The organism is Methylobacterium sp. E-012, from assembly GCF_057836545.1.
This window is the reverse complement of the sequence record NZ_JBYQEY010000001.1, coordinates 1,200,989-1,225,878: the sequence shown is the minus strand read 5'-3', so window position 1 is coordinate 1,225,878 and position 24,890 is coordinate 1,200,989. Positions and strand designations below refer to the sequence as shown.

Genomic DNA, 24,890 nt, shown 5'->3' with positions numbered 1-24,890 from the left:
CACTGGCGCGCTTCATCCTGGCCAAGCTCCTCAAAGGCGTGCTGGTCGTCCTGTGCGTCGTCGTGGTCAACTTCTTCCTGATCCGGCTCGCACCCGGCGATCCGGCCTCGATCATGGCCGGCGAGTCCGGGTCGAGCGATCCGAACTACGTCGCGCAGCTGCGCACGCAGTTCGGCTTGGACCGGCCGCTGCCTGTGCAGATGGCGACCTACGTGCTCGGCGTCGCGCGCTTCGATTGGGGCTTCTCCTACCGCATGAAGCTGCCGGTGCTGCAACTCGTCCTCGACCGGCTGCCCGCCACCCTGCTGCTGATGGGATCAGCCTTCGTCTTCTCGGTGCTGCTTGGCATCTTCCTCGGCGTGGTCGCCTCCCGCACGCGCTACACGGGCAGGCGGCGCTGGCTCGACAGCCTGATTGTCGGCGGCGCCCTCCTGCTTTACGCGACGCCCTTGTTCTGGCTGTCGCTCCTGATGATCGTGCTGTTCTCGGTCGAGCTCGGATGGCTGCCGGCCTTCGGCATGGAGACCGTCGGCGCCGGCCTGACCGGCTGGTCGCGGATCCTTGACATCTCAAACCACCTCGTCCTGCCGACCGTGTCGCTCGGCTCATTCTACATGGCGATGTACGTGCGACTGACGCGTGCCTCCATGCTGGAGGTTATGGGCATGGACTTCGTCAGGACCGCCCGCGCCAAAGGCGTCGCTGCGCCTGCTGTGATCCGCCGACACGTCCTGCGCAACGCACTGCTGCCGGTGGTAACCTTCTCCGGCATCCAGCTCGGCCAGATGGCCGGCGGCGCGGTGCTAACCGAGACGGTGTTCGGCTGGCCCGGCATCGGGCGGTTGATGTTCGATGCGCTGATGCAGCGCGACTACCAGCTTCTGCTCGGCGTCTTCCTGCTCACATCGGCGATGGTGGTGGTCTTCAACATGTTGACCGATGTGATCTACCGCCTTGTCGATCCGCGGATCGCGTTCGAGGGCGGGCGGTGAGCGGGTTCGCGCGCAGGTTCCTGCGCAACACTGGCGCGGTGGCTGGCCTCATGATCCTCGCGGCGATCCTCTTCGTCGCGCTCGCGGCCTCGCTGCTCTTTCCCGACTCGCCCTGGATAATGGTGGCCGATCCCCTGATCCCGCCTTTTCAGGACGGACAGTACCTGTTCGGCACCGACATGCTCGGGCGCGATATCGGCGCGGGCCTCGCCTACGGCGCGCGCGTGTCGCTGATGATCGGCGCGGTCTCCACCGCCGTTGCGGTTCTAGCTGGGATCGCGATCGGCGCGGCAGCAGGCTATCACGGCGGCTGGGTCGACGACCTGCTGATGCGGGTCACGGAATTCTTCCAGACGATCCCGCAGCTTGCGATGGCCGTCGTGCTGGTCGCAATCCTCACGCCGTCGATCGGATCGATCGTCGCCGCGATCGCGATCGTATCCTGGCCGCCGGTGGCGCGTCTCGTCCGCGGTGAGTTCCTGACCTTGCGCGAGCGCGAGTTCGTTCAGGCCGCCGTCGTCATCGGGCAGCGCCCCGGTCGAATCATGCTCACGCAGATCCTGCCCAACGCCATGTCGCCAATCATCATCACCGCCTCACTGATGGTGGCGACGGCAATCCTCACGGAATCTGCGCTGTCGTTCCTCGGCCTCGGCGACCGCAACATGATGAGCTGGGGCTTCATGATCGGCGCCTCCCGCACCATGCTGCGCGAGGCGCCGTGGATGAGCCTGATGCCGGGCGTGGCGATCCTGCTCACCGTGCTCGCGATCAACTTGATCGGCGAGGGCCTCAACGACGCTCTCAACCCGCAGCTCCGCCGCCGGGGCGAGGACTGATGCGCACCATGTCCTCCCACCCGAGTTCCGCGGCTGCCGTGCCGCTGCTGCAAGTCCGCAGCCTCACTGTCCCGCTGCCGGGCGGCGAGCGGCCCTACGCGGTCCGCGACGTGTCTTTCGACATCGCGCGCGGTGAGATCCTGTGCATCGTCGGCGAGTCCGGCTCCGGCAAGTCGATCTGCGCCGGCGCGATCATGGGCCTGCTGCCGCACCATCTGCAGCCCGAGCGCGGCGAGATCCTGTTCGAGGGGACCGACCTGCTGCGCCTCTCGGAGGCCGAGATGCTGGCCCGGCGTGGGCGGCAGATCGGCATGGTTTTCCAGGAGCCGATGTCGGCCCTGAACCCGACCATGCGGATCGGCGACCAGATCGCCGAAGTGATGGCGGCGCACGGGACCCATCCCGGCCCGGCGCGCCGGCAACGCGTGCTCGACCTCCTCGAGCTCGTCGGCCTGCCGGACCCGGCCTCAATCCAACACGTCTATCCCTTCCGCTTATCCGGCGGCCAGCGGCAGCGTGTAGTGATCGCCATGGCGTTGGCGCTCGAGCCGGCGCTCCTGATCGCCGACGAGCCCACCACCGCCCTCGACGTGACTACGCAGGCGCAGATCCTGGCGCTGATCAAGCGGATCCAGACATCGATGGGCATGGGCGTGATGTTCATCACCCACGATTTCGGCGTGGTGGCCGACATCGCCGATCGCATCGCGGTCATGGAGAAGGGCGTGCTGGTCGAGCAGGGCCTGGCCACCGATGTCCTCGACGCCCCGCGCCATCCCTACACGCGGAGCCTGATCGCCTCAGTCCCGACCGGCCGCTCTGCCCAGCGCGGCGTGGTTGGTGAAGACGCTCCGCTCCTGGCGGTGCGCAACCTGACCAAGACCTACACGACCTCGGGCAGTCCTTTCCGTCCGAAGCGCGTCGTCCACGCCGTGCGCGACGTGAGCTTCGAGGTGCGCCGCGGCGAGGCCCTCGGCATCGTCGGCGAGTCGGGCTCGGGCAAATCCACGATCGGCAAATGCCTGCTCAAGCTTCAGAGCATCGACAGCGGAGAGATCATCTTCGACGGGCGGGATATCGCGCCGCTGTCGCAGGGAGCCTTCCGGCCGCAGCGCCATCGGCTGCAAATGATCTTCCAGGACCCGTTCGCCTCCCTCAACCCGCGCCAAACTGTCGGCCGGATCCTCACCGACGGGCCGGTTGCACGCGGCGAATCACGGGCTAAGGCAATGGCACGCGCGCGCACGCTGCTGGACCTCGTAGGGCTGCCAGGCTCGGCGCTGGACCGCTACCCGCACGAGTTCTCCGGCGGCCAGCGGCAGCGCGTCGGCATCGCGCGGGCGTTGGCACTGCAGCCCGATCTAATCGTCGCCGACGAGTCGGTCTCGGCGCTCGACGTCTCCGTCCAAGCCCAGGTGCTCGCTCTGCTCCATGATCTGCAGAGGCGCCTCGGCGTCGCCATGGTGTTTATCACCCACGACCTGCGCGTCGCAGCCGAGGTGTGCCAGTGGATCGCGGTGATGCACCGGGGCTGCCTCGTCGAGTACGGCCCCTCGGCCGAGGTGCTCAGCGCTCCGCGAGAAGACTACACGCGTCGGCTGATCGAGGCGATGCCGGGCCGGGCCTGGGACGCACGGCGCCAGCCGGCGAGCGCCGCCTGACCGCAGATCCTCCCCAGACCTTCCGAACCCCCGATCGCTCTCGGCGGCGCTCACGCGCACCGGACCTTCGCGGTAATGCCCGATCCGGACCGAACCGATGACCAACGCCGCACCGCCCTCGGACGCCGAGACCTTCGACTACGTCATTGTCGGCGCGGGCGCCGCCGGCGCCGTTCTCGCCAACCGCCTCAGCACCGATGCCGGTGTCACCGTCTGCCTGTTGGAGGCCGGCGCGCCTGACACCTCACCGTGGCTGCGCATCCCGGCTGGCTTCATCAAGGTGGTCTATGACCCGGCCTGGACCTGGCAGTTTTCCGCGGAGCCGACAGAGCTGACGGCCGGCCGCCGCATCGCTCTTCCACAGGGACGCACGCTCGGCGGCACCACCTCGATCAACGGAATGATCTACAACCGCGGGCAGGCCGCGGATTACGACGAGTGGGCCGCCCAGGGCTGCCCGGGCTGGAGTTACCGCGAGGTGCTGCCCTACTTCCGGCGCAGCCAGCGCTGGCTCGGGCCCGCAGACGACGACTACCACGGACGCACGGGCGAACTGCCAGTGTCGCACCTCGCCTGGCACCACCCGATCTGCGAGGCGTTCATCGCCGGCGCCGTCGAGGCCGGGCTTCCTCGGAACCGGGACTACAATGGAACCGACCAGGCCGGTGTCGGCTACTTTCAGCGCACTATCGGTGGCCGCTGGCGCAGCAGCACGGCGCGCGCCTTCCTACGCCCGATCCGCGCACGCGCTAATCTCGCGGTCCGCACGCGGGCTCAGACCACGCAGATACTGTTTGACGGGCCGCGTGCGACAGGGGTGCGTTACATGCAGGGCGACCCGCAGCACACCCGGACGGTGCTGGCGCGACGGGAGGTCGTGCTGTGCTGCGGCACTTTGAACACGCCGCGCGTGCTGGAACTCTCCGGCATCGGCGATCCTACCCGGATCGCCGCCCTTGGGATCGAGCCGCGGCATGCCCTCCTCGGCGTCGGAGAGAACCTAGCCGACCACTTCTCGGTGCGCGTGGTGGCCCGCGTCGCGAATGCGCGGACCATCAACGAGCTGTCGCGCGGTGTCGGACTTGCTGGCCAGATCGCGCGATGGATCCTGGGTCGTCCCAGCCTTCTGTCGGTTAGCCCGTCGCTGGTGCACTGGTTTGCGCGCTCCTCGCCCGAGGTCGTCCGCCCCGACCTGCAAGGTGTATTCACGCCGGCGAGCTACCGCGAGGGCGCGATCGGCGTCCTCGACGACTACCCAGGCATGACCGCCGGCGTCTGGGCGCATCGGCCGAGGAGCCGCGGCAGCGTCCACCTGCATTCCGCCGATCCGCGCGAGCCTCCCCTAATTCAGGCCAATTACCTGAGCCACCACGAAGACCGACAAACCCTCATTCGGGGCATTCGCATGGCGCGCAACCTGCTCCGAATGCCGGCTCTCGCCCGATATTTCCATTCGGAAAGCCTCCCAGGGCTTGATGTCGACGACGATGACGCGCTGCTGAGCTTTGCAAGCCGCTATGGTGTGTCAGCTCAGCACCTCGTCGGAACGGCGCGGATGGGCTCGCCCGATGATGCTGGGGCCGTTGTGGGGCCGGATCTTAAGGTTCACGGCCTGTCCGGGCTGCGCATCGCTGACGCGTCTGTGATGCCTGCCACACCGTCAGGCAATACGTGTGCGGCGACCATGATGATCGGCGAGAAGGCCGCAGATCTGCTGTTTGCAACAGCCACGCCTTAGGGCGTCCAGCGAATATACACAAACTAAATCACAGTCATGTTACGTGTGTTCGGAAGCGACGCTAATGAGACCTATAACCTGACTTGTGCCGATGTAGGCATCGGAGGTGCTGGCAAACGCCTCAAAACGACCGAGATGAGGGCCAGGCGGAGCATCCGGTCTTGAACACGATGACGATCTGTCGTGCTGTATTCTCGCCGATAGTCGCCGGTCCGCTTCGGAGCAGATCCGCCGAAAAAGCGGACGGCCTCCTACCGACCCAACCCGGTCGCCCGAACAGCTCTCAGCGCTTCCCGAAAGCGGTCGCTCGTCCTCGTCGCAGTATCGAAAAGTTGCCGAGCCGGTTGGTCGGAGGTAGTCTCGGCAGTGTCGCGAAAAACGACCGCCCAGCGTAGGGCCGTCGAATGCACGTCATCCACGCTCCTCGCATGGATCGGCCAGCGTCTCCGAAGCAATCGCCCGATGATCTCGGGCAACCGTGGTGACTGGCCGTTGAAGGCGCCGGTCGCACGCGGTCGCGGGAGCGCACCCATGCGACAGTCGATCACGATCCTCGGCGCGGGCCCCGGTGGCCTCGTGCTAGCCCGTATCCTCCATCTCCATGGGATCACGGCAACGGTCTACGAGGGGGAGCCATCAGTCGATGAGCGGGCCCAGGGCGGCCTGCTCGACATCCACGAACCCACCGGGCAGATCGCCCTGAGGGCCGCGGGGCTCCACGACGGCTTCCTCCGCCTAGTGCGCCCCGGTGAAAACGCCAAACGCATCGTGGATCGAAGCGGCCATATCCTGTTCGACCGACCCGGTGACCCAGCGGACCATCGGCCCGAAATTGATCGCGGTGACCTGCGGCGGCTGCTCATCGCCTCGCTCCCCGCCGGGACGATCAGGTGGGACCACCGAGCGGCTACGGTCACCGCCTGCGGCGACGGACGGCACACGGTCGCCTTCACGAACGGCGCGACGGTCACCGCCGACTTGCTCGTAGGCGCGGACGGGGCTTGGTCGAAGGTCCGCCCCATGCTCGCCCACGCCACACCCACCTATGCCGGCGTGTCGTTCATCGAGACGACAGTTCGCGACGGCGACAGGCGCATTGCGGCCAGTGCGGAGGCGATTGGCGGCGGTACGCTGATGGCCGTGGCACCGGGCCAAGGCATCCTGGCCCACAGGTATGCGGACGGGCGGCTGCACACCTACACAGCGTTGAAGAGGCCGGCATCCTGGTTCGACGCCATCGACGTCCGCGACACCAAAGCTACCTTGGCCCGCGTCGCGGCCGAGTTTGCTGGCTGGGCCCCGCAGTTGACCGCCCTCATCACGACCAGTGACGACGATCCCGTCCTCCGTCCCATCCACGCCCTGCCGGTCGGCCACCGCTGGGATCGGGTGCCCGGTGTGACCCTCGTCGGCGATGCGGCGCACCTGATGTCGCCGTTCGCGGGCGAGGGAGCGAACCTCGCCCTCTACGACGGCGCCGAACTCGCGAGGGCGATCATCGCGTCGCCCGACCACATCGGCCTCGCGCTCACCGCATACGAGCAAAGCATGTTTCTTCGAAGCGCCGAGATCGCCGCTGTCTCCGCCCGGAACCTTGCCCGGTTCTTTGGCCTGGAGGCTCCCCACAGCGTCGCCGCGATGTTCGCACCTAAGCCATCGTGAGCGACTGGCATCGCGGCTGAGTGCGAGGACGGCGTCCGCTTCGGATCATTCCAGTCCAGACGCGGACCATCTCCCTTCCACCCCAAGCGGTCATTCAGCTTCCGACCCCGACCGGCCATTCGGGCACATCCAGAAGCATCCTGAAAGCGGACATCGAAGGTGCAGCCATGATTGGTGAAGTTGACGCGTATAATGCGGCGCCTGTCTCGCAACGTTTCTGGCACAATGAGATGATCGACAGAGTCGGATCGTCTCGTATCATAGTCGGGACATAAACATCTCTCGTAAGGTGGCATTGTGTCAGCACCCTGAAAACCTTTTATCCTTTTACAAAATCGTGATTTGCACATTTTATTTCTGAAGAGCATCTGAGCGAACGTCCCAAGATATCCTTCGCAGGCGCTGCAAATCCGATGCCCTCCGCAACGCTGACACCAGCGCAAATCCAACGATCGATTAGTCTGGATACCCTGATGAGCTTTGAGGATGGGAAATCCTATGCGTCGCTCAAGCGGCATCTGACGAGGCTGGGGCTGACACCGCAAGCATACCGAGAGAAATGGGGCTTGCCGCGCGACTACCCGATGGTCGCGCAATCCTACTCAGACCGGTGCTCCAGTACGGCGAGGCGCCACAAGCTCGGCCTTAAACCGAAAGAACCGTCGCCGACATGCGTATCGGGTGCGACCGCGGACCGGCGGTAGAAATTCCTTGCAGTGCGCGGCCGGTGCCTGTCACGGATCGGCGCAAGATGAATGCGGGCACAGATCACTCATCGGCCGCGATCTCGAACGTCGCCTTGCCGTCCTCGCACTGAGTGAGCGAGATATCCACGTGCCGGCCGTCCTCCAGGCGCAGGATCACGGTGGGTTCAAGCCACATCGCCCGCAGCGCGTCGCGCTTCGCCTGTGACGCAGTAGTCGCGATCGATCCGGAATTGGCTCCCGTCCAGAACTGATACGCGACTGCGACCGGCTTGCGACCAACCGCGATGATCATGCCGCTCCCCGCAAGGCCGCCGGGTGATCTGAAGGACGTGGGGTTCCGAAGATAACCAGCCTGCACGGCCATGACGGACCTCGATGTCGGTCCGGCACACGTATCGTCGATGCCAGGGGAGGCGAAATCACATCGTCGTCAAGCAGTCGCCTTGCCGGATCTCCCCGACCAATTTTTCCTCTAGTACCCGTCCAGTCTCCGGACTGTTTTCCATTTGATGTTACATTAAAGTCACGAACGAAGGATTGATGAGACTTTATCCAGCGTAAAGACGCCCAACACGAGCCCGTGATTTGTCCTAATCTGGCCGTTGCGCATCAGTCTGGCTGCGCACCCGAAAAAGCGGGGCGCGACGTAAAATTGGCTGGGGGAACACATGCGCGCCTTACGAGGCAGCCTGATCGCGTCCGTGGCAATGCTGCCCGGGCTGGCACAGGCACAAGAAGCAGTAACGCTGGGCGAGATCAGCGTCGTCTCGACCTCGCCGGTCGGTGCCGGCGGCGGCAATTCGAGCGGCGCTCAAAACCTCAACACGCTCGGCCAGATCGTGCCGACCGCGCCCGCCGGTCCGGTCCGCCTGCGCGGCTCTGAGCAGCCGTTGAACAAGATCCCCAGCACGGTCGAGACCGTCACGGCGCGCCAAATTGACGTCGATCGCGGCACCGACAACATCATCGCCACCTTCGCCCGATCGACCCCGGGAGTGAACCTCAACGACTCGCAGGGCAACGGCAACCGCGTCGACCTGAACTACCGCGGCTTCACCGCCTCCTCCGTACAGGGCGTACCGCAGGGGCTGGCCGTCTACCAGAACGGCATCCGCATCAACGAGGCCTTCGGCGACGTCGTCAACTTCGACCTGATCCCGCCGCAAGCCGTTCAGCGGATCGACGTGGTCACCGGCAACCCAGTCTTCGGCCTCAACGCCATCGGCGGTGCGGTCAACATCCAGATGAAGAACGGCTTCACCTGGCAGGGCACCGAGATCACCGCATTCGGCGGCTCTGATGGGCGGGTGGCCGGCAATCTCCAGTACGGTAAGATCGTCGACAATTGGAGCTTCTACTTCACCGGCGATGGGCTGAACGACCGGGGCTGGCGCTACGAGAACCCGAGCACGATCGGCCGGCTCTACGCCGATCTCGGCTATCGCTCGCAGGACTCGGAGTTCCACCTGATCGGGTTGGCCGCACGCAGTTTCTACGGCGCGGCCGCCGCGACCCCGGTCGATTTCACCCATATCGATCCGCGGGCGATCTTCACTTACCCGCAGACCCAGACGACGCAGGTCGGCACGATCCAGCTCACCGGCCGGGTCGATATCTCGCCGACCTGGGATCTAGCCGGAAACGCCTATTACCGGCGCTTCGGCGAGAACTACGTCGATGGCAACCAGGGCAACTTCGAGAACTGCAGCAAGCGCGGCGACTTCAAGGGTTTTCTCTGCTATCAGGACGATGCATTCAACGTAAACGCGCCTCCGACCAGCCAGGTGGCGGCGCGCCGGGCCTACGCTGATCAGTTCACGATCATCGGCCTGAACGGCCAGCCGATCCCGTTCAACAAGAATGCCCCCTACGGAACGATCGACACGACCCTGACCCAGTCCGAGGCTTATGGCGGCTCGCTGCAGGCGGCCAACCGCGACCGGATCTTCGGCCTGCCTAACACCTTCGTGGTTGGCGGCAGCGTCGACGCCTCGAACTTCTCGTTCAAGTCGTCGAGCACGCTGGGTGTGATCAACCCAAACCTCTCCGTTTCGATCGACCCCAATAGCCCGTATTACGGCAATATCCCTGGCCTTGGCACGCCAGATATACGGACCCTCGGCGCCCTCGGCATCGCGCCGAGCAACGTCAGCGGGTCGACGCTGTATCTCGGCCTCTACGCCACCGACACGCTCGACCTGACCGACCGGCTCTCGCTCACCGCCGGCTTCCGCCTCAACTACGCTCGCATTCAGACCCGCGACCAGACCGGCTTCTCGCCGGACGTGACGGGCACGAACGAGTACTTCAAGGTCAACCCACTGGCAGGCCTGACCTACCAGTTCGATCCGGCATTCAATCTCTATGGCAGCTACTCGGAGTCGAACCGGGCGCCGACGCCGCTGGAGCTGTCCTGCTCCAGCCCGACCCAGCCCTGCCTCCTGCCGAACTCGCTGGTGGCCGATCCGCCGCTCAAGCAGGTCACCGGGCGGACCTACGAGGCCGGCTTCCGCGGCGTGATCCCGAGCTTCCTGTCGGGCGGCAATCTGACTTACAAGGCCGGCGTGTTCCGCACCGACCTACAGAACGACCTCTATCAGGTCGCGGTCGCCGGCAACGCGGCGCGCGCCTACTACATCAACGTGCCGGCGACTCAGCGGCAGGGCATCGAGGTCAGCGCCGAGTACGTCATCACCCCCGACCTGCTCGTCTACGCCAACTACGCCCTGATCGACGCGACCTTCCAGTTCAATCAGACGCTCTCGTCACCCAACAACCCGCTCGCTGGTACCGGCGCGGCTGGCGGCGCGACCGGTGGTGATGTGGTCCCGAACGGCGGCATCAACGTGCGGCGGGGCGACAAGATCCCGCTCATCCCGGATCACCAGATCAAGGCCGGGTTCGAATACAACATCACCCCGAACTGGCGGTTCGGCCTGAACGTGGCTGCGTTCTCGTCGTCATACTATCGCGGCGATGAGTCGAACCTGAACCGGAAGCTACCAGCCTACTACGTGATGAACCTGACGACGAAGTATCAGGTCACCAAGAACCTGGAGATCTTCGGGTTGATTACCAACCTGACAAACCAACGCTACGCCACCTTCGGCACTTTTGCCGAGACGGGTGCGGTGGCCGGCAACCTGTCGATCAACGATCCGCGGACCACGACTTTGGCTCAACCACTCTCGGTCTACGCGGGCCTGACCTACCGCTTCGGCGCAGATCCAGTGCCGATGTCGCCGGAACCGATTATCAGAAAATATTGAGACTAGACTATCCCGAATTGCTTGTAGGGCCGCACTCGTCGCGGCCCTACACGTTGCCTTGTCAATTTGTTCAGTTGATAACCGATATTAAAAGATTGACGCTGTATTTACTATTAGGCAAGCACGGCGGTAATTTCTGCTTTCGCCAGGTTTCTCTCCAAAGCAGACAGGCAGAAATCCACCCATCCGAGACACTGGCGCAGGCGTTGCGCGGTGTCCGGGTTTGGCCGAAAGCCGCTGGTCCGCTTCGGATACGATCCGCCGCAGAAGCGGACAGGCTTCCACCGACGCAAATCAGGTGTTCAGGACCACGGACCTAGAGCGGCATCCGATCATGTTGGATCATAGGCGTCGTAGCCTGCGGCGGCGAGTTAGAGCTGTTCCCGCCTATGTAGCGACGGCCAAGTCATTTTCGTAACCGGCAGCTGTGAGGCAGTTGCGGCACTCGTCTGAGGTAAAGCCGGTGAAGGCTTCGCGGATGGTTGCCCAGAGGTCGGGCACGGTGCGGGCGGCAGCAGTCCTGAGCATCTGCTTCAGCTTGGCGAAGATCTGCTCGATGGGATTGAAGTCGGGACTGTAGGGCGGAAGGTAGAGGACCCGGGCACCCACCGCCTCGATCGCCTCGCGCACGCCAGCGACCTTGTGGGCCTGCAGGTTGTCGAGGATCACGGTGTCGCCGGCTTGCAGCACCGGGACGAGGTTGTCGGCGACGTAACTGCGGAAGCGCTGGCCGTTCGTGGCGCCATCCATGAGGCTGAGCGCGCACAGGCCGGTGGTGCGCAGCGCCGCGGTGACGGTCGTGGTCTTGTAATGCCCCTGCGGCACGAGCAGCCGGCAGCGCTCGCCGCGGGGGGCGCGTCCGTAGCGGCGTGCCATGTTGGTGGCGGCCGCGGTCTCGTCGAGGAAGACCAGCGTGTCGGGGTCGAGATCGGGCATGGCATCGAACCAGGCTTGGCGCTCGGCTTTCACATCCGCGCGCTCCTGCTCAGCCGCGTAGACAGCCCCTTTTTACGGCTGATGCCGTGGCGGGCGAAGAAGCGCGACAGCCCGCTCGTGCTGGTCGTCACGCCCCGCGCGGCCAGGACATCGCGCAACTCGCGCAGGAAGATCTCGGGCCGGGCCTCGTAGGTGGACAGGATCAGATCGGCCTGCGCTTCGATGCCCGAGAGGCGGTCGCCGCTGTGCGTGGGGTTGGGCGCGACGTGACCTTCCTGCGCGAACCGGGCCGACCATCGGCTTGCACTCGACACGCTCACATCAAACCGGGCCGCCGCTCGATGGAAAGACGCGCCCTCGGTCACGGCCGCTACAACGCGCTCGCGCAGATCGACTGATAAAGGTGATGGCATTGCCGCCTCCTTAACCGGTCAACGCGGCAACCCCGGCTCCGTCGCAACGCCTCCGGGAACAGCTCTAGCGGCGGCATTCCGCTGACGTGAAGCGTCGGAAGGCCCGTTGGATGGTGTCCCAGAGGTCGCTGATCGTGCGAGCGGCCTCGGAACGAAGAATGGCCTTGAGCTTGGCGAAGGCGAGTTCGATTGGGTTGAAGTCGGGGGAATAGGCCGGCAGGTAGAGCAGCCTCGCTCCCGCCCCCGCGATGCGCTCGCGGATACCGCTGACCTTGTGGGCAGGCAGATTGTCGAGCACGACCGTGTCACCGGGCCTGAGGGCGGGAACGAGGGTTTGTTCGACGTAGTCGCGGAAGCGTGCGCCCGTCATCGGCCCATCGAAGAGGGCGGTGGCCATCAGGCCGCTGGTGCGTAGGCCGGCGGTGACGGTGATGGTCTTCCAATGTCCGAACGGGACCGCGACCCGGCAGCGTTCACCGCGCAGAGCCAGTCCGTAACGGCGCGCCATCTGGGTGTTGGTGGCGGTCTCGTCGAGGAACACCAGGCTGTCCGGGTCTAGATCGAGTTGGCGCTCGAACCAGGACAGGCGCGCTGCCTTCACGTCCTCCCGTTCCTGCTCGGCGGCGTGGCCAGTGTTTTTTTGCGCGTAATGCCGTGGCGTTTGAAGAAGCGGGACAGGCTGCTGACACCGTCCTGCAGACCTCGTTCGGCCAGACGGTCGCGCAACTCATCCAGGAACAGCTCGGGCTGCGCTTCGTAGGTCCGTCGGATCAGGTCGGGCTGCGCCTCGATTGTACGCGAGTGTTAATCGCCGCCCATCGGCTTGGCCTGCGTCCGGCCCTCCTGCACAAAGGCCTCGTGCCAGCGCACGGCGCTAGCCGGGCTGACCTCGAAGCGTCGTGCCGCCTCCCGGCGCGACGCGCCCGCCTCGATCGCAGCCACCACACGCTCGCGCATATCTACAGATAGGGCAGACGCCATCGGCTCTCCTCCTCGGAAAGCCGCCCATCGAATCACAACCCTGTCCCGGCGAAAACCCCAGACGATTTAACCCGGTCGGTGACTGCTCTAGGTCCTCCGGAATGGCCCGCCATTGGCCCCGTTCCGATGCCGCCAGAATTGGGTCGAGAGCGTGGTTTGCGAGTCCTGCGGTGGTGTCTTGGTCTTCGTCAGCACGCCTCGACCAGGGGCTCCAACTCAAGCCATTACGCTTCGCTTAGCATCATCCCTACTTCTTGGAGAGAGAGAAACGCCCACCCCACCAGTCCGTTGAGGCGACAACAGGCCCTAAGTTTGACGCCTTGACGCCTCCGAGGACCTTTGGCAATAGGTGGGAACGCGAGTTTCGCCGCTTCGTAGCGAAAACTTCTACATCACAAAATTTCCTAGAATAACGATATTTTGGCCATAAGAATGCAACTAGAGTAGAAGCGGCTGACCAGTATATATTAATCTTTTTTGTCGATCGCAAATCTTTTTGATCCACGAGTGAGCCTGGGTGGCTCTAGAAGCTCCTGGGATGCAGCAACGTCCTGGTCGAAACTTTCTGCACAGTTCGCGCAGACTTGAGGCATTACATCCGGACGGGTTTTACGCGAAGTCGAGCCGCATTTCGGGCAAGGAACCGGTGATGCAATTTCACGCTTGGTAAAGGCGACACCCCGCTTCAAAGCTTGAAGTTTGAGTAGCCGAACAAATTCTGATGGCGCCGCCACGTTCCGAAAATAGTGCGCACGATTTGGAAAAAACGATTTATCGGTTTCGAGTTGTTTCCGAGCAGCAATTTCTCCCGGCTTGAGATCATTTACAATAACGCCGTTCGCCTGATCAATTATATCAATGATGATATTTTGATAAAAATGATTTCGCCGAGCGACCGCTTTTTTCTGCTGGTTATCTAGCCAAATAGAGAGTCGCATAAATTCTTTGCGCCAATTATGTAAATCGGCCCCAATTGCTTCAGGGCGCTGCTCGAGAAAAAAAGGTCCCTGACTAAACTCTCGCAATTGCACGACCATTTTCTCCGGCAAAAGTTGGTACTCGCGAATCATCTCTTGAAACGGCTGCTCATGTGCAAGCGGGCTAACGCGTTGAAGTAGATCCAGGCCAATAAGGACACTCGCGCGGACACGTGCGCGCAGATCATCTATCAAAGCGAAAGATTGGAGTAGATCTTGCGAAATTACAATGAAGCGAGGCGGTTCATTGTAAGTCTTGGTTGTTGCCACGCGAAGCCCCTCAGGCACGCGCCTCCAGCCGATATCAATACCAAGGATTTTCTGTGATATGGCTGGGGACGGTAAGCATGGCTTTTGCCGCGTGCATACGAAACTTACCCCCCATCTCCACCGCACGCCTTCTCGACGGCGTGTAATTATGAGTTCCTTCACACGACAATCTGCAGGGATTGCGCGGTGCATAACCATTGGCCATGTAACAGTCCGACGCTCGCCATCCCGAACGGTGACCGTCGCTGAAAGAGTCGTACGTTGGAGTCTACGACGTTCGCCACGGCTTTCTGCGGACCAAGCACCCGGCGATGGAGGTCGGACCGTAACTTGGCTCAAACTTCCGTCGAACAGGGCTTCGATATCGGCACCACCCTGCAGCGTATTTGTGATACGCCCATTGTCCCAGTCGGTTCTCCGACGCATTGTATTGCCGCCCCGAATGGCGGCGCTGCGCGCGCGCTCGAACGATCGGACAATCGCGTTATAGTTGCCCCACCACAAGCCGCTATGTTGTCGAGCTACTTTCACATCCTCTCGTCGAAGGCCCTCTAAAGCACGAAGCTCGACTGCCATACGGCGGGTGGCGTCCTGCTGCGCAATGGCAAGCAACTTCTTTGCAGCCGCTACTTCGGAGGGAGTGGCGTTGTTCGATATGAGGTTGTCATACTTGATCTTTTGAGACAAAAAATTTGGGCAACATGAAATGCAATCGAGATAACGCAGAACATATTTTTCATTAATAGCAACAAGATTGTTCCAGAAAATCACCATAAGTCGCATCTCTAATTCACAGTCTTCTGACCATTCGAGAGGTTCCAGTAGACCATATTTACGTATCACAACTTCAGTAGTCGTGATCTTGAATTCTTTATCACCCTCAGACCGCATATTATATCCTAGGTAGAAATTTGCAAACTTGATGCAGAAACGCCGATCACATTATAAGCGGCAGCAAAAGAGCTTCGAGGCGCAGCTACACATTTGCAAGCAAATTTATTTGCTCAAAATCCATCTAAGCCTGCTCGCTTTAAAAGCAACCTTGCTGAAGGAGGAAGCATCGCCGTCCGGTCAGAGTCCTGTAGCCGGCTGAAGCCTTTACGAATTGTGGCGAAGCGGCAACATCAAGCTGGAACTGCCAAGGCGGGCTTAGATTCGCGTTGCTCGTCAGTTCGTGTTCGCCCATGTTGCACCGGCACGGGGGCATCGCCAAGCGAGAGCCCGCAGGAGCCTGCCAGTTAAGACGCAGGCCAAATCGAACGTTGTGACGTGATCCGGATCAACCGGGCGAAGTCGCATTTGGGTCTCGAAGCTTTGGAGATTTCTATGAAGCTCTTGAAGAGCTCTTTGCTCGGCTCTGCCACTGCATTCGCTGCAATTGGAGCTGCACACGCTGCCGACCTGCCCGTCAAGAAGGCCCTGCCAGTCGAGTACGTCCGCGTCTGTAATGCTTACGGCGCCGGCTTCTTTTATATTCCTGGCACTGACACCTGTCTGCGCATCTCAGGCCGTGCCCGGTTCGAGGGCGGCTACGAAACCACCTATTCGCGGCAGCAGGGCGGTAACCTTGGCGACACCGCCGGTTACGCAGGCCGGATGCGCATCAACCTTGATGCGCGCACCCAGACCGCCTACGGCACCCTGCGCGCCTTCGTGCGCCTCGACGCTGGCTCGCGCACTGGTGGATCGTACGGCGGTGGAACCTCCGGCACCCAACAGCGCATCGGTAACGCCTACGCAGCGCTGGGTCAGGACGAGTTTGGTCGCGCACAGCAATTCATGAACGTCGACAAAGCGTTTATTCAGTTCGCCGGCCTGACCGCCGGTCGCGCCTCGTCGTTCTTCGACTTCTACGCCCACGACTTCGAGTTCGCCGGCGCCACCACGGGCTCGGACGTCTTCTCGACCAACCTGCTTGCCTACACGGCCACTCTCGGTAACGGTTTCTCGGCGACGATATCGATCGAGGACCCGACCCAACGCAGAAGCAACGTGTTCTCGCCGCTCTCGACGACCGTCACGGCCGCGAACGGTTCGGTGACGAACTTCGGCGTCACCAATGTTCCCACACCGATCTTCGTTCGTAACGCCGCAGGTGCGCTGCTCGCCTCGTCGACGGCCTTCCAGTCCGTGGATGTCATCCAGCGCAACGAGATGCCCGACTTCGTCGGTGTCGCGCGCATCGACCAGGCCTGGGGCTCGGCTCAGCTGTCGGCGGCTTCGCACCAGATCGACATCGGCAACATCAACAACACTCCAATCGCCGGCGCCGTTACTGCCCCAGCTCACACCAACAGCCCGTATGGCTGGGCGGTCCAGGGCGGCTTGAAGATCAACGCACCGTTCATCGCCCCAGGTGATGCTCTGTACCTCCAGGGCGCCTATGCCGAGGGGGCACAGATGTACACGGGCTACTGTTCCTATACCGGTTGCTACGCGCAGACGGCCGGGACGTTGCAGGGCTCGAAGTTCCAGCAGTACTTCAACGATGCAACTGTCAACCCCGTGACGGGGCAGCTGCAACTGTCCAGCAGCTTCACGGTAACCGCGTCTTATCTCCACTATTGGAGCCCGGAGTGGCGCTCGGCGTTCTTTGGATCTTACGGTGAGATGGACTACGCTGCATCGGCGCGATACGGTCAGGGCCTGATATACAATGCGCTTAACCCAACCGGCACGCAGTCCTTCGGTCAGAACGCGATCGGCAACCCCGGCTCGCGGTTCTACAACCTGAGCCAGGCGCTTCGTGACACGTACCAAATCGTCGCGGGTGCGAACCTTATCTGGTCCCCGGTTAAGGATCTTGATATCGGTCTGGAGGGCTTCTACACGCAGATCGGTGTTAAGAACGGTCGCGTTATCGACATCGACAAGGACCCGACGGCTTACACCGCGGCGCGTGTTGCCTCCATCAATGCCGGTGGCCCAGTACGCACGGCGACGCAACAATCCGTTCAGCAGATCCGCTTCCGCGTCCAGCGCGATTTCTAGTTCGCGCTTAGAATGACGGCACCGGGGCTTTCTATCCGGTGCCGAGTTTTGCACCTGTGCAATATAAAACTGGAAGCCCGGCCATCGTGCCGGGCTTTTTTATTATTTCCTTCAATCGATATATTTTGGTCTAAGCATTTTTGATTTGCCCGCTCAGATCGTGGTTGCATGGCATGCTGCAGCAGCGAAACTGATAGGTGGTTTATTTAGTCTGCAATCAGCCTACGCTGGCACGAGGTCAGCCAATCGAGCTGATGTCGTTCGACCAGGCCGGCAGCCTGCGCAGCTGCTCAGGCGGTGTCGCGGAGGGCTTCAAGTACCGTCGGGTTTGTGATTTGGAGCTGAGCCTCTTCGCTGGCCCAGGCGACGCCCACGAGGGCGTGGACGAGCGGGAGGTTGTGGGCCTCCATCGGCCGGGGTGCTCCCGGCGGACCGTGGCGTACTACCGCACGGCGGCGTCGGCCTACGCGTGGTCGACGGCCTGGGGGACCTCGTCGAGGTACACGGTGTAGCCCTCAGCGTTGTTCAGACGGTCAAGGCTGAGGCCGAACGGATTGCTGAAGTATCCTGCGCTTCGTTGTGAACATACCGAAACTCAAGGCTCGTCACGGCACATCGGCCGCCCTGTCGTTTGAGCTTGCGTCGTACGTCGTCGATGCTCACCGACGGCGGGGGGCCACGGACGCGGGCTCGGATCCGGGTGCGCTGCATCAGCGCTCGTATCACGCCATCCGCGATGAGTTGCCTCGTGGTGGAATTAGAGCTGTTGCCGTTTAGGTTGGGTCATAAGCGTCGTATCCGGCGGCGGCGATGTAGTTGCGGCATTTAGCTGGGCTGAAGGCTGCGAAGGCCCGGGCGATGGCCGCCTAAAGGTCGGGGACGGTTCGGGCAGCGGCAGTGCGCAGTAGAGCCTTGTCCTTTGAGAAGGCCTGCTCGACCGGGTTGAAGTCGGGCGAGTAGGCCGAGAGGTAGAGGAGCCGCGCGCCGGTCGCCGCGATGGCTTCGCGCACGCCGACGACTTTGTGGGATTGCAGGTTGTTGAGGATGACGGTGTCACCCGGCTTCAGCACCGGGACCAGGGTGTCGGTGACGGAGGCGCTGAAGCGCGCGCCGTTGGTGGCGCCGTCGAACAGGGTGGTGGCGACCAAGCCGCTGGTGCGCAGGGCGGCGGTGATGATGGTGGTCTTGTCATGGCCCTGGGGCGCGAGGAGCCGGCAGCGCTCGCCGCGTGGAGCCCGACCGTAGGTGCGGGCCATGTTCGTGGCGGTCGCCGTCTCGTCGATGAAGACGACGGCATCGGGGTCGAGGTCGAGTTGGCTCTCGAACCACGCCTCGCGTGCGGCTCTCACGTCCTGCTCGGCCGTATAGACAGCCTCTTTTACGGGTGATCCGATGCCGGGCAAAGAACCGCCACAGCCCGCTGACGCTTATGCGGACACCTTGCTTGGCCAGGATATCACGCACCTCGTGCAGGAAGGTCTGCGGCCGCTCCCGATCGATCTGAAGGATCCGCTCGGCGTGCGCTTCGATGGCCGGTGCGGGTCGCTGACCGCACGAGGGCCGGGGTGCGATCGCGCCCTCCGCCTGGAAGCGTTCAAGCCAGCGGATCGCGCTGGAAGGGCCGACCCCGAAGCGCTTGGCCGCCTGTCGGCGCGAAGCTCCCGACGCGATCGCCGCGATCACACAGATCCACCGATAGCGCTGACGGCATCCCGACCTCCTCGGAAAGTCTAACATCGAATCGGATCCGCAGACTGCCCGCTACTCCCAACGATTCAACCCAACCGGACACGGCTCTAGCCACTCGGGGATAAGACATCCCAGAGCAAAAGTTGCCTCGTCAGCCTCTCGCGATGTCCGCTTCTCGGCAACCGGCGCAACCGTTCGAACGGCGGGAATGGGCGCCAAGCCGAACGGCCGGTTTCGGGAAGCGAGCCGATGTCGGTTGACGGCGCGAAGCCGGGGGGCGGGCAGATCACGGGTCCGCGGCCACGCAGTTGGTTCAGGAGTGCCGGACACTTGCTCCCTACGCGGACGGCTCCACGCCGATCCGCATTCGGGCGCATGACCATTCAGCCGAGGTAGGCAAGCCCTCGCCTTGGCACGAACCCTGCGCACGTGTTCTCACGATGTCGGCCTCCTGATGCGACAGTGCAGCCAGGCAGCGACGTCGATAGCCCCGGAGAGTGCAGGTTGAACACGCCGACCAACGCTGAGGAGCAGTCGCTCGTCCAGATCGCGCGACGCGTCCTGCCGGGGGGCAACTTCGGCAACATGGCCGGAGAGATCGTCGTGCGCTCAGGCCGTGGCGGACGCGTGTGGGACGTCAGCGGGAACGAGTACATTGACTACCTGCTCGGGTCGGGGCCGATGCTCGTCGGACACGCCCACCCAGCCGTGAACGCCGCCGTGTTGGAACAAGTCGAACGCGGCTCGACCTTCTTCGTCAACAACGAACCCGGCATCCGGCTCGCGGCCGAGATCGTCGAAGCGCTGCCCTGCGCCGAGCAGGTCCGCTTTGTCTCCACCGGGACCGAAGCCGACGCCTACGCCATGCGGCTCGCCCGCGCCCATCGGCGACGGCCCAAGATCCTTAAGTTCGAGGGCGGCTACCACGGCATGAGCGACTGGGCCCTGATGAGCCTGTGGTCCGCACGTGAGAACAACACTGGGCGCGCCGTCGCCGACACAGCCGGCATTCCGCCCGGCCTGCTCGACGAGATGTTGGTGTGTCCATTTAACGACCTCGCAGCGGCGCGCGAGATGATCCACGCCCACCACGACGCGATCGCTGGCGTGATCGTGGAGCCGATGCAGCGTCTGATCCCGCCCGCGCCCGGCTTCCTACAGGGCCTGCGCGACCTCACTACCGAGTACGGAATCGTGCTGATTTTTGATGAGGTCGTGACCGGCTTCCGCCTCTCCTACGGCGGAGGCCAGACCTACTACGGCGTCACGCCCGACCTGTGCACGCTGGGCAAGGTGATCGGCGGCGGCTACCCGCTTGCGGCGATCGCTGGCCGAGCCGAGATCATGGCGCACTTCGACCGCGAGCGGGTCGAGCCGGAAGGCTTCACGCCGCAGATCGGTACGCTCAGCGGCAACCCCATCGCTGCCGCGGCGGGGCTGGCCGCCCTGGCGCTCCTGAAGCAGCCGGGAGCGTACGAGCACCTGTTCGCGACAGGGCGTGCCATCTGGGCCAGCGTTGAGGCGGCGCTGCGTGAGGCGGGGCACGCCATCACGATGGTGGGCGAGCCGCCGATGTTCGACGCGCTGTTCACGACGTCGCGGGTGACGGATCATCGAGGCATGGCAGGGGCAGATGCCGTGCGCGCACGGCAGCTCAACGGCCTGTTGCGGGCGGGTGGAATCCTGAAGGGCGACGGTAAGATGTACGTCTCACTCGCCCACGACGAACGGGATGTGGCCGACACGCGCGCGGCCTACCGCGCGGCCGCAGCGCGTCTGGACGAGGCCGACGCCGTCCCGTGAAATTTCTTGTTGCGCCCCTCAAGGCTCGTCGCGCGAGAAGCGCCGGACCACGTTCTCCAGCAGCCGCGAGATTTGGCCCTGGAACGCACCCGCGTGCCAGAGGCTACCGCAGAACGTGATTGAACCAACCGACAGCACCGCCCCCCCGGACGGGGTCTCGAAGTAGACGATCTCGCCCCGCTTGAGCTCCTCAGGCTCCTCGCCCGAGATGGTCGAAACGTGCGTGAGCATCTCCTCCGGCACGGTCACGAACGAGCTCGGCGGGTCCTCCGACACCGCGAGGATCACCGCGTCCTCCGGGGTGCCGAGGTCGTGGTCGGCCCGGTCGAGCTCGAACCCCGCCGCCCCGCCGCCGGACAGGCCGTACCCGCCGATCGTCTCACCCTCGACCCCCTCGAAAATCCAGGCGTGCGCGGCCTCGTACGAGGCCGGCAGCCGGCGGTAGTGGGTGCCCTCGAACAATCCCTGGCCCGAGAAGCCGACGCCGACCAGCGACTGCGGCGGCCGACGGTTGCGCCGCCATAAGCCGCCCAGCGCGCCGTCGAAGGCGTTGTGGTACTCGCCGGGCTCGGCCTCCCAGGCCCGGATCCCACCCTCAGCGCGCCGGATCTCGATCACGCCTGGCATGTCGGGATGGCGGGCGATGCGCCAGTAGAAGCCGTTGCCCCCGAGGTACACGAGGCGGCCGCCGCTGCCCGTGTAGGCCGCCAGCGCGTCGAGCGTGCCCGGGGTGTGATATTCCGGGTGCGAACCTGTCAGGACCGTCCGATAGGGCCGGATAAGGTCGGGGCCCTCGTCGTCGAGGTCCTCGTCGGTGACGATGTCGAACGGGAAGTCCTTGGCGGTGAGCCATGCGAGGAGGTGCGTGTCGGCGGGGTAATGCCGCAGGCCGGAGCCCTTTGGGTCATCGAAGGTCAGGTAGTCCGGCCGCATCGTCAGGATCGGCCGAAGGCGGGACGAGAAGGCGATGCCGCTGCCGTCGGCGTGGCGGTTGTAGGTCGAGCGGCCGTAGACCGGGAAGTCGTCCGGGTTGTAGGGTGAGGCTCCCCAGGCGGCGGCCAGCGCGCGGAGCCTGTCGTCGAAGTTGCCGCGCGCATGGTTGGCATAGGCCTGGTAGGTGAAGGTTGAGGCCAGGAACGCGATCGGCGCCCGCGGGCCGTCCCGGCGCGGCAGGACGTAGAACGGCAGGCGGTCCTCCCCACCAGCACAGGTCAGCCGCAGGGCGTAGGCGCCGCTCGGCAGGTCGGGAATCGTCAGCTCGAAGTCGGGCTCCCACCGACAATCATCAAGGTCGTCGTCGTGGAAGTGGATGGCAGCGTAGTCGTTGGGCGCGTGGCGGAAGCAGGTCTCGCGCCCGCTCCAGAACGCCCCGACCACGCCGCGGGTGGGTAGGTTAATGGCGCGGCCGTGACGCTCCTGGGGCCCGGTGTCGATGAGCCCGGTCCCGCCGATGTCCTGCGCAAAGTCCCAGAGAGCGAGTGGCGTGACGTCTTCGGGGAGGCGGCCAGGGTCGAGCCAGTCGGCCACATGACCATCTAAAATCGCCGGTGCCTCGATCTTGCCGGTGAAGTGCCGCGCCGGCTCCGCTGCCCGCTCAGCCGCGAACAGCACAGGCCCCCCGGCGGGAAGCGCGAGCCCGGCATCGTCGGCGCGCCGGATGATTGGTTCGCCGCCATCGAGCGCCCGCTGCCCGAGGGTGAGCGCGCCGGTCCGCGGGTCGGCGGCGAGCCAGATCCGGTACCAGCGCCGCCGCTGGATCGGGACATCCGCGGCGAGATCGACGCGGCCGCCCGCCCACCGCATCGAAGCGGTCGCGCCCGCTCGGCCGAACGAGAGGACGACTGCATGATCGTCGTCCTCCTCGGAGAGGACGGCGCGCGTGTCACCCTGCCGAGCCACCCAGACGACGGCGGTCCACGTACAGGGCGCGGACGCATCCCGGTCCGGTCCGGCCGGCACCAGCCCGTATGACCCGGACCGGATCGGCTGTCGGCGTCCGGGCACGGTCCGGTCAAAGAAGGTGGACAGATCCTCGATGTGAAGGCCCGGACCGTCCGGGTTCGGGTCGCCAGAGACGATCCGCTCCAGCTGCGCTCGGTATGAACCCCCGTCACGCAGGCTGACGTGGACCAAGAGCGTGTCGCCGGGCCGCCCGGAGAAGCGGGACAGGTAGCCCGTAACGGGTAGTTCAGCCGGCGCCACGTCGCTCATTCCGTCACCCTTCGGTCCCGCCGCGTCACGCCTTGCGGACGTTGTAAAACAGCGGGAAACCCTTCATCAGCCCGGTCACGGTGCCGCGCCGCGCGGTCGGCTGGAAGAAAATCCCGAGCGGCAGGTAGGGCACCTCCTCAAAGGCCTGCTCCTGCAGCCGACGGCAGATCGCTAGTTGCGCGGTTTGGTCGGTGGTCGTGAGGTACTCGTCCCGCATTGCCTCCAACGCCGTGCTGGTCGGCCAGCCGTATATGCCTTTGGTGCCGATGCCGCGGATGAACTTGTTGTCGGCCGGGGTGATCGTGCTGACCGCGGTCGTGAAGGTGCACATGGCGCTCCACCCGCCTGCCTCGACGGGCTGCGTTGAACCCCAGCGCTGCGCCATGGTGCCCCAATCCAACGCCTGGTAGTCGACGTTGAGGCCGATGCGCCGGAACATGTCGGCCGTCACTTCGCTCATCGCGTTGATGCTGGCAAAGTCGGTCGGCGCCATGAATACCACGCGCTCACCCCGGTAGCCCGACGCCTGCACGGCGGCTTTGGCCTTGGCGAGGTCCGGCGTCCTGGATAGGCGCTCCATCCCCGCGTCGTTGGTCATCGGCCCCGGGGTCATGTAGCCGATGCCGTCCCGCCACATCTTCGGGTCGTCGCCCGCAACCGCCGTCATCACGTCCGCTTGGCTGAGCCCCATCAGCAGGGCCCGGCGTAAGGCGGGGTTGTTGAACGGCGGCTGGAGGTGGTTGACGCGCATCAGGCCGAGGAAACCCGCCTCGTCCTGCACCTCGGTGCGCAGGTCGCGGTCGCGGGCGAGCGACGCGACGAGGTCGGGGATTGGCTGCTCCCACCAGTCGATCTCGCCGGTCTGCAGCGCGGCGGCGGCGGTAGCGGCGTCCGGGATCGTGCGCCACTCCACGCGATCAAGGTGAGCGACCTTCGGACCCGCGAGGAAGCTTGGGGTCCCATCCTCGCGCGGAACATACGCAGCGAACCGCTCGTAGACGTTCCGCGCGCCTGGCACTCGCTCGGCGGCGAGAAACTTGAATGGTCCGCTGCCGATCACCTCGGGGACTGGCTTGAACGGGTCCAGCTTCGCCAAGCGCTCTGGCATGATGCAGGGCATGTTGGTGTTGGCCTTGCCGAGCACGTCGGGCAGGGTTGGGAAGGGCCGCTTGAGGCGGATCTGCACCTCATCGTCGGTTGGCGCCGTCATCTCGTCGATAGCGGCTATCAGGTCGAAGCCGTAGAGATCGCGTGAGCCCCAACGCTTGAGACTCGCGACGACGTCGCGCCCGCGCACTGGCTCTCCATCGTGAAAACGCAGTCCGTCGCGCAGGGTCAGCCGCCAGAGCAGTCCGTCCTGCTCGACGACGTGGCCGGCGACCATCTGCGGACGTGCCACGTAGGCGTCGTCGACCCCGTACAGGGTGTCGAAGACCATGAAGCCGTGGTTGCGCGTGACGAAGGCGGTGGTGACGATCGGGTCAAGGAGGGCGAGGTCGGCCTGCGGGACGAAGCGGAGCACGCGGTCCTTTCCAGCAGCCCGGACGACTGCGGGCATCGCGAGGCCCGCGCCGGCGAGTTGGAGGAACCTACGCCGCCGCATCCCCATGATCATGATCTGCCTCGTTCGCGCTTACGCGAGCGCTCAACAAGAAGCATGCCGATCAGCCGCCAAGCCCGCAAAACACGAACGGCGCTGCCAGACCTGATCTCGACGCTACCCTGGGCATCGGCTTCGCGTCGCCGAATGG

Annotated in this window: 14 protein-coding genes and 2 pseudogenes; 9 read left to right on the top strand and 7 right to left on the bottom strand. The window is 64.2% G+C overall.

Translation table 11 applies throughout. The annotated features are described in order from the left end of the window. Window positions 1–2: 2 nt before the first annotated feature. The 6 genes from AC3IF1_RS05760 (at window position 3) to AC3IF1_RS05735 (ending at window position 7,596) form a co-directional block, all read left to right on the top strand. Entirely contained in the window at window positions 3–992 is a 990-nt protein-coding gene (locus tag AC3IF1_RS05760) for an ABC transporter permease (protein ID WP_489220326.1), read from the top strand. Then, complete coding sequence (locus AC3IF1_RS05755; protein WP_489216454.1) at window positions 989–1,831, top strand: ABC transporter permease; 843 nt, start codon at window positions 989–991, stop codon at window positions 1,829–1,831. The genes AC3IF1_RS05760 and AC3IF1_RS05755 overlap by 4 nt, the downstream gene beginning before the upstream one ends. Then, complete coding sequence (locus AC3IF1_RS05750; RefSeq protein ID WP_489216452.1) at window positions 1,831–3,492, top strand: ABC transporter ATP-binding protein; 1,662 nt, start codon at window positions 1,831–1,833, stop codon at window positions 3,490–3,492. The genes AC3IF1_RS05755 and AC3IF1_RS05750 overlap by 1 nt, the downstream gene beginning before the upstream one ends. A gap of 97 nt (window positions 3,493–3,589) precedes the next feature. Continuing rightward, window positions 3,590–5,230, top strand: a complete 1,641-nt coding sequence (locus tag AC3IF1_RS05745) for a GMC family oxidoreductase (protein WP_489216450.1) — start codon at window positions 3,590–3,592, stop codon at window positions 5,228–5,230. A 531-nt stretch (window positions 5,231–5,761) separates the two neighbouring features. Then, the gene (locus AC3IF1_RS05740; protein WP_489216448.1) at window positions 5,762–6,892 is read left to right on the top strand and encodes an FAD-dependent oxidoreductase; all 1,131 of its coding nucleotides are present in this window, start codon (window positions 5,762–5,764) and stop codon (window positions 6,890–6,892) included. A 413-nt stretch (window positions 6,893–7,305) separates the two neighbouring features. Further along, window positions 7,306–7,596: a MucR family transcriptional regulator gene (locus tag AC3IF1_RS05735; RefSeq protein WP_313900850.1), complete on the top strand. Its 291-nt coding sequence runs from the start codon at window positions 7,306–7,308 to the stop codon at window positions 7,594–7,596. A 64-nt stretch (window positions 7,597–7,660) separates the two neighbouring features. On the opposite strand, the gene AC3IF1_RS05730 is transcribed toward AC3IF1_RS05735, so the two are convergent. Beyond that, window positions 7,661–7,891: a hypothetical protein gene (locus tag AC3IF1_RS05730; protein ID WP_489216446.1), complete on the bottom strand. Its 231-nt coding sequence runs from the start codon at window positions 7,889–7,891 to the stop codon at window positions 7,661–7,663. Between the two features lie 376 nt (window positions 7,892–8,267). Here AC3IF1_RS05730 and AC3IF1_RS05725 point away from each other — a divergent pair, with 376 nt between their 5' ends. Then, window positions 8,268–10,868, top strand: a complete 2,601-nt coding sequence (locus AC3IF1_RS05725) for a TonB-dependent receptor (RefSeq protein ID WP_489216444.1) — start codon at window positions 8,268–8,270, stop codon at window positions 10,866–10,868. Between the two features lie 387 nt (window positions 10,869–11,255). Here AC3IF1_RS05725 and AC3IF1_RS05720 read toward each other — a convergent pair. The 3 genes and pseudogenes from AC3IF1_RS05720 to AC3IF1_RS05710 all read right to left on the bottom strand — a co-directional run bounded on the left by AC3IF1_RS05720 (window position 11,256) and on the right by AC3IF1_RS05710 (window position 15,336). Continuing rightward, window positions 11,256–12,217 (bottom strand): IS630 family transposase gene (locus AC3IF1_RS05720; protein WP_243969804.1). Its coding sequence is split into 2 segments (ribosomal slippage): window positions 11,256–11,866 and window positions 11,866–12,217, totalling 963 coding nucleotides; the frame shifts between segments, so codons are not numbered across the junction. Window positions 12,218–12,281: 64 nt separating this feature from the next. After that, window positions 12,282–13,198: pseudogene (locus tag AC3IF1_RS05715) on the bottom strand (IS630 family transposase). 467 nt (window positions 13,199–13,665) lie between these two features. Further along, window positions 13,666–15,336, bottom strand: a complete 1,671-nt coding sequence (locus tag AC3IF1_RS05710; RefSeq protein WP_489216442.1) for a nuclease/transposase family protein — start codon at window positions 15,334–15,336, stop codon at window positions 13,666–13,668. A gap of 435 nt (window positions 15,337–15,771) precedes the next feature. On the opposite strand from AC3IF1_RS05710, the gene AC3IF1_RS05705 reads away from it, so the two are divergent. Continuing rightward, a complete protein-coding gene (locus AC3IF1_RS05705; RefSeq protein WP_489216440.1) occupies window positions 15,772–17,436 on the top strand; it encodes a porin in 1,665 nt (554 codons plus the stop codon). A 773-nt stretch (window positions 17,437–18,209) separates the two neighbouring features. On the opposite strand, the pseudogene AC3IF1_RS05700 reads toward AC3IF1_RS05705, so the two are convergent. Next, window positions 18,210–19,147: pseudogene (locus tag AC3IF1_RS05700) on the bottom strand (IS630 family transposase). Window positions 19,148–19,629: 482 nt separating this feature from the next. Between AC3IF1_RS05700 and AC3IF1_RS05695 the strand changes: the two are divergent. After that, the gene (locus AC3IF1_RS05695; protein WP_243970051.1) at window positions 19,630–20,928 is read left to right on the top strand and encodes an aspartate aminotransferase family protein; all 1,299 of its coding nucleotides are present in this window, start codon (window positions 19,630–19,632) and stop codon (window positions 20,926–20,928) included. Between the two features lie 18 nt (window positions 20,929–20,946). Here AC3IF1_RS05695 and AC3IF1_RS05690 read toward each other — a convergent pair whose 3' ends face one another. Next, complete coding sequence (locus tag AC3IF1_RS05690; protein ID WP_489216438.1) at window positions 20,947–23,139, bottom strand: N,N-dimethylformamidase beta subunit family domain-containing protein; 2,193 nt, start codon at window positions 23,137–23,139, stop codon at window positions 20,947–20,949. Between the two features lie 25 nt (window positions 23,140–23,164). Next, window positions 23,165–24,742: an ABC transporter substrate-binding protein gene (locus AC3IF1_RS05685; protein ID WP_243970060.1), complete on the bottom strand. Its 1,578-nt coding sequence runs from the start codon at window positions 24,740–24,742 to the stop codon at window positions 23,165–23,167. Between the last annotated feature and the right edge of the window lie 148 nt (window positions 24,743–24,890).